Origin of the sequence: Ruminococcus sp. 1001136sp1 (assembly GCF_039841815.1) — a bacterium.
In the GTDB taxonomy this organism is placed as follows: Bacteria; Bacillota; Clostridia; order Lachnospirales; family Lachnospiraceae; genus Blautia_A; species Blautia_A faecis.
Genome location: NZ_JBDPGY010000016.1, coordinates 89,579 through 95,578, shown reverse-complemented (window position 1 = coordinate 95,578; position 6,000 = coordinate 89,579). Strand labels below are relative to the sequence as shown.

Genomic DNA, 6,000 nt, shown 5'->3' with positions numbered 1-6,000 from the left:
CTGTTTTGAATTCTTGTAAGTTCCGCCTGTAACTGGAATCTTATGTTTGATGCTGTTCTAAGATCAGCGTAAACACCATCCGGCAGGTATGGGATCATGTAACGTCCCTCTCTAACTAATCCTGCTATAACTTTCGGATCCTTACGGTCATTTTTAGTCGGATTATTGTCGTCGAGTTCTTTTGATTTTTTCACATGGTGAGGATTTACAAGAACCGGTTTCATTTCATTATCATGTAGAAACTTTCCAAGATTGAACCAGTAGTGCCCGGTCGGTTCCATACCTGGAACCACCTTATCCTTCTCATGTCTTTCTTTGAGGTCCAGGATCCATTCCTTAAATGTCACAAATCCAGCCTCTGTGTTGCTAAACTTAAATGGCTTCTTCGAATACTCGATTCCTCTGTAATCAAAAGCTCTGGCATAGTGCGTTTCACTTCCGACATCAATTCCGAGTACCAAAGTTTTTTCTGTAATAGCTTCAATTTTTGCGTTCTGTGTGTTAGACTTCATTGTAAATACCTCTCTGTATAATAAGATTTTTACTAACCTGCCAGTCAGTAGTCTTATTGTACTCTGAGGTATTTTTAATTTTCAACATCCACGTTTTTTATTATACAGGAAGCTCCTTATTACACTGGCCAGCTTCCTGAAGCGTTGTTTTTTCCATTCTTTCCGACAACAATAAAAATCACCTGACCAGATTATTTTCCCAAAGACCTTACTGTTCACGACCTGTCCAGTAACCGCTTCGTGATGCACCAGATTCCCGAAAGTTCTGTGAACTTTGTTCACAAAACGGACATGTCGCCTATCAGCTGTCAGATCTACAAATTTTATTCACCCAGGTAAGCCTTCTGTACCGCTTCATCGTTCAGCAGGTCGCTTGCATTTCCACTCATTGTGATCTTACCAGTCTCAAGAACGTATGCACGATCTGCGATAGAGAGGGCTTTCTTCGCATTCTGCTCTACAAGAAGTACCGTGGTACCACTTTCACTTACCACACGGATAATATCGAAGATCTCATTTACAAAGATTGGGGAAAGTCCCATGGATGGCTCATCCATTACGATCAGTCTGGGTTTACTCATAAGGGCACGCCCCATGGCAAGCATCTGCTGCTCACCACCAGAAAGTGTGCCGGCACGCTGTCCTTTACGCTCTTCCAGTCGCGGAAACCTTTTATAGACTCCTGCAAGGCTTTCCTGGATCTCAGCTTTATCTTTTCTCGTATAAGCACCCATGATCAGGTTCTCATATACACTTAAATCTGAAAAAACACGACGTCCCTCCGGAACATGTGCAATTCCCATTTCAACAATCTTATGGGCCGGAACCCTGGTAATATCTTTTCCTTCAAAAACAACGGAACCTTCTTTTGCTGAAAGAAGACCTGTAAGTGTCTGCAGTGTAGTGGTTTTTCCTGCACCATTGGCACCGATCAAAGCAATGACCTCGCCCTGGTTTACCTCAAAGGAGATTCCTTTTAATGCCTGGATTACACCATAATATACGTGTAAATCTTTTACTTCCAACATTGCCATTTCTTTTTCCTCCTTATTCGCCCAGATATGCAGTAACAACAGCAGGATCTTTCAGAACCTTTGCTGTCTCACCCTGACAAAGAACCTGTCCGAAGTTTAATACAGTCAGTTCCTCACAGATACCGCCAACCAGCTTCATATCGTGCTCAATCAGAAGGATCGTCATATTAAAATGATCTCTTACAAACCGAATGGTATCCATCAGCTCCTGTGTCTCATTTGGGTTCATACCGGCGGCCGGCTCATCCAGAAGGAGAAGCTTGGGATCTGTGGCAAGCGCTCTGGCAATTTCCAGCTTACGCTGTTTACCATAAGGAAGGTTTCCCGCAAGAAGACCAGCCTCCTGATCCAGATTAAACACCTTCAGGATCTCCATAGCACGCTCGTTCATCTCTTTTTCTACTTTAAAATACTTGGGAAGTCTTAAGATTCCGGTTAAAGTAGAATATTTATAATGATTATGCAGACCAGCCTTTACATTGTCCAGTACGGTCATATCTTTAAAGAGTCGAATATTCTGGAATGTTCGTGCGATTCCTGCTTTATTAATATCGATAATACTTTTTCCGGTGATATCCTGACCATCCAGCTTGATAATTCCCTCTGTTGGCTTATAAACACCTGTAAGAAGATTAAATACGGTTGTTTTTCCGGCACCGTTTGGTCCGATCAGGCCGTAAAGCTCGCCTTTTTCGATTTTCAGTTGAAAATTATCTACAGCATGAAGGCCGCCAAACTGTATGGAAAGATTATTTACCTCTAACATTGCCATAATTAAGCTGCCTCCTTTTCTTTCACGTGACCTTTGATTTTTTCAATAATACGGCTTCTGAAATCTCTAGCTGCAGGAGCCCAGTTGAAAAGCATCATTGTGATCATTACGATTGCATAAATCAGCATACGGTAGGTGGAGAATCCACGAAGCAGCTCGGGAAGTGCATAAAGCACAATCGTTGCCAGAATACTTCCGCGAAGATTTCCCATACCACCAAGAATTACATATACCAGAATGGTGATGGACATGTTGTAGTCAAAAATAGAAACCTTCAGCATGGAAAGGTTGTGGGCATAAAGTACACCTGCTACACCGGCAATTGCAGCGGAAATAGTAAATGCAAGCAGCTTATTCTTTGTTACATTGATACCGATGGACTCAGCTGCAATACGGTTATCACGGGTAGATGTAATGGCACGTCCGCTTCTGGAGTTTACCAGATTCTGGATAATAAACAGAACGACCAGAACCAGAATCACACCGATCAGGAAGAAATAATCCTTAATATCTTTATATAAGGTTGCAGTACCGGAAACACCGAGAGCACCCTTGATGATCTGTTTTCCGCCTGGATCCAGCTTCAGGTTGGCTGCGCTTGTTGCAACGTGAAGCCCTTTATCATCCACACCAACATACAGAATATTGATCAGGTTCTTAATAATCTCACCAAATGCCAGGGTTACGATTGCCAGATAGTCTCCCCGAAGTCTCAGTACCGGGATACCGATCAGCACACCGAAAACAGCAGCCACAGCAGCACCTACCAGCAATGCAAGAATCAATCTTGGAACAGATGGAAGCACATCACTGGTAACATGGGAAAACAGAGCACTGGAATAAGCTCCAACGCACATAAATCCTGCGTGTCCAAGGCTCAGCTCTCCGGAATAACCGACTACCAGATTCAGGGAAAGAGATGCGATGGTGTACACACAGATGGGTACCAGAAGGCCGGTAAGCAGTCTGGACAGATTTCCTGTGGAGGAAAGGATCTGTACCACAACAAAGATTGCAATTACCATGCCATATGTAATAAAGTTGTTTTTTGTCGTTTTGTTCATATTTTTTTTCATATCGGCCACCTCATACTTTCTCCTGGATGTTCTTGCCGAACAGACCAGATGGTTTTACAAGCAGCACGATGATCAGAACTGCAAATACAATTGCATCTGCAACCTGAGAGGAAATATAGGCCTTACTGAAAATCTCAATAACACCAAGGAGAATTCCTCCAACCATTGCTCCTGGGATAGAACCGATTCCACCGAATACTGCCGCTACGAAAGCCTTGATACCAGGCATTGCGCCTGTATAAGGAGTCAGTGTAGGATATGCGGAGCAAAGGAGAAGTCCTGCAATTGCAGCAAGTCCGGAACCGATTGCGAAGGTAAGGGAAATGGTTGCATTTACGTTGACACCCATCAGCTGTGCGGCGTCACGGTCCTCGGAAACAGCCTGCATGGCACGCCCCGGTTTTGTTTTCTTTACAAAAAGCTGAAGACCGACCATGATCACAATACAGGCAAGGATTGTTACGATCGTAACACCTTTAATCGTAAGCTGTCCGCCAAACAGCTCCAGAGACGGAACATTGATAACCGGAACGAAGCTCTTTGCATCTGCACCAAAAATTAAAAGTGCCAGGTTCTGAAGCAGATAGCTGACACCGATTGCCGTGATCAGAACTGCCAGATTCGATGAAGCCTTACGAAGAGGTCTGTATGCAACTGCCTCAATAACAACACCGGCAACAGTACAGATCACAACAGAAAGAATGATTGCCAGGATTGGTGACATACTGGCTTTGGTAACTGCGGTAAGAATTACAAATGCTCCAACCATGATAACATCACCATGTGCAAAGTTCAGCATTTTTGCAATACCATATACCATTGTATAGCCGAGAGCGATGATCGCATAGATACTGCCCAGGCTGATACCATCTTTTAAATAGGATATAAAACTCATAATGCACCTCTTAACTGGATTTATTACTGTAGATAGTAACCGATTTTTCTTTTTCACGAGCGTGTTTGAAAATTCATTCCCGGCTTTTTCCACTGTTAAGCTTCCTGTCACTTTCTGACATAAAAAAGCGGAAGTAAATTTTCAGACACGCTCCAGCTATTTACTATGAATGTCCCGGACGGCAGCTGACTTTCCTATATCATGATGTCGCCGACAGGCCACCTGTCCGTTTGTTGTCTCAGACTGAAACAACAATCATTTCTGTAATTGCAAAGAAGGAGACGGACCCACAGGTAACCGTCTCCCCTTTGCTAACGGCCATCCCCTGCGCAATCAGGGAAATGGTTAAAGCCTCTGCCGTATGCCCGGCACAATGGCCCTATTCTTATAATTACTCCATAGAAGCGTAAACGCCATCTTTAATCACATAAGCCTTAGGTGCTTTATCACACTCACCGTCTTCTGTCCATTTAGCTTCTCCTGTAAGACCATCAAGAGTAATATTCAGCATGGAAGCAGACATTGCTGCACTGATGTCTTCATTTGACATATCTGGTGTGATGCCAGCATCATTTGCTGCTGCCTGCATAGCGTAAAGTACATCATATGCATCTGCTGCAAACTGGTTTGGTGTCTCACCATTGTTTGCATCGCCATATGCTTTAACAAATTTTACAGTTGCCTCATCCTCGCCTGTAGCAGAGAATGGTGTCAGAAGCATAACGCCTTCTGCAAGAGATTTATCAAAGTTCTCAACATTCAGGATTCCATCCATACCGTCAACACCAAAGATCTTCATGTCAAGACCAAGGTCATGAGCCTGCTGAAGGATCAGAGCGTTGTCAGAATAGTAGTTCGGAAGGAACAGAAGCTCAGCGCCACTGTCTTTGATCTTTCCAAGCTGTACGGAAAAGTCTGTGTTGTTATCTGTTGTGTATGCTTCATCAGCTACAACCTCAAGGCCGTAATCAGCGCAGGCTGCAACGAATGCATCATGTACACCTGAGTTGTAATCAGCCATGGAATCGTAGAGGGTAGCTACCTTCGTAGCAAGACCTTTCTCAGAAATATACTCAGCAGATTTCGTTCCCTGCATTGGGTCTGTAAAGCACATACGGAACTCATTGTCACCAGCGGTAATGCTGTCTACTGCTGTTGCAGACGGCGTGAAGAGGAATGTACTATCAGCTGCCTCTGCACCTACTGCGATACAAGCACCGGAGGTAACAGTACCGCAAAGCATCTGCATTCCTTTGTCAAGAAGGTCATTGTAAGCGTTAACTGCTTTCTCCGGATCTCCCTGATCGTCACCAGCGTCAAGGATTTCTACCTGATATCCATTGAATCCGCCGTTTGCATTGATCTCATCTGCTGCGATCTTAGCTGCATTATATACACCATTACCATACTGTGCATAATCTCCTGTCATAGGTCCGATGACACCAATCTTGAAGGTTTCCTCGCTCTCTGCAAATACAGATACAGGTGTTACTGTGGATACTGCCATTGCTGCGGCTGCAGTAATGCTGAGTACTTTTTTCAGATTTCTCATAATAAATCTCCTCCTTAATTTATGTAAGAGCGTCTGTCATCTCGCCTCTCATGGTGCCCAAGGCATATCCGAAAAACATGGCATGCAGATTGCAGGAATGATTTTGGGAACAGGTTCTGCAACACTGAGATAGTATAAAAGCCCACTGGTGGTTTCCCA

6 protein-coding genes are annotated in these 6,000 nt (G+C 43.9%); all 6 read right to left on the bottom strand.

Features of this window, described 5'->3' with window-relative positions; all coding sequences use genetic code 11:
- The coding region (locus ABHC48_RS14975; protein WP_272067062.1) for an IS110 family transposase at window positions 1-512 on the bottom strand (512 nt) is incomplete at its 3' end.
- 323 nt (window positions 513-835) lie between these two features.
- Window positions 836-1,546, bottom strand: coding sequence for an ABC transporter ATP-binding protein (locus ABHC48_RS14970; protein ID WP_118578210.1), 711 nt, complete (start codon window positions 1,544-1,546; stop codon window positions 836-838).
- A gap of 13 nt (window positions 1,547-1,559) precedes the next feature.
- A complete protein-coding gene (locus ABHC48_RS14965; protein ID WP_148461141.1) occupies window positions 1,560-2,318 on the bottom strand; it encodes an ABC transporter ATP-binding protein in 759 nt (252 codons plus the stop codon).
- Between the two features lie 2 nt (window positions 2,319-2,320).
- Complete coding sequence (locus ABHC48_RS14960; protein WP_195700073.1) at window positions 2,321-3,394, bottom strand: branched-chain amino acid ABC transporter permease; 1,074 nt, start codon at window positions 3,392-3,394, stop codon at window positions 2,321-2,323.
- A 10-nt stretch (window positions 3,395-3,404) separates the two neighbouring features.
- A complete protein-coding gene (locus ABHC48_RS14955; RefSeq protein WP_118578208.1) occupies window positions 3,405-4,289 on the bottom strand; it encodes a branched-chain amino acid ABC transporter permease in 885 nt (294 codons plus the stop codon).
- Between the two features lie 391 nt (window positions 4,290-4,680).
- Window positions 4,681-5,841: an ABC transporter substrate-binding protein gene (locus ABHC48_RS14950; RefSeq protein ID WP_187565055.1), complete on the bottom strand. Its 1,161-nt coding sequence runs from the start codon at window positions 5,839-5,841 to the stop codon at window positions 4,681-4,683.
- Window positions 5,842-6,000 lie beyond the last annotated feature (159 nt).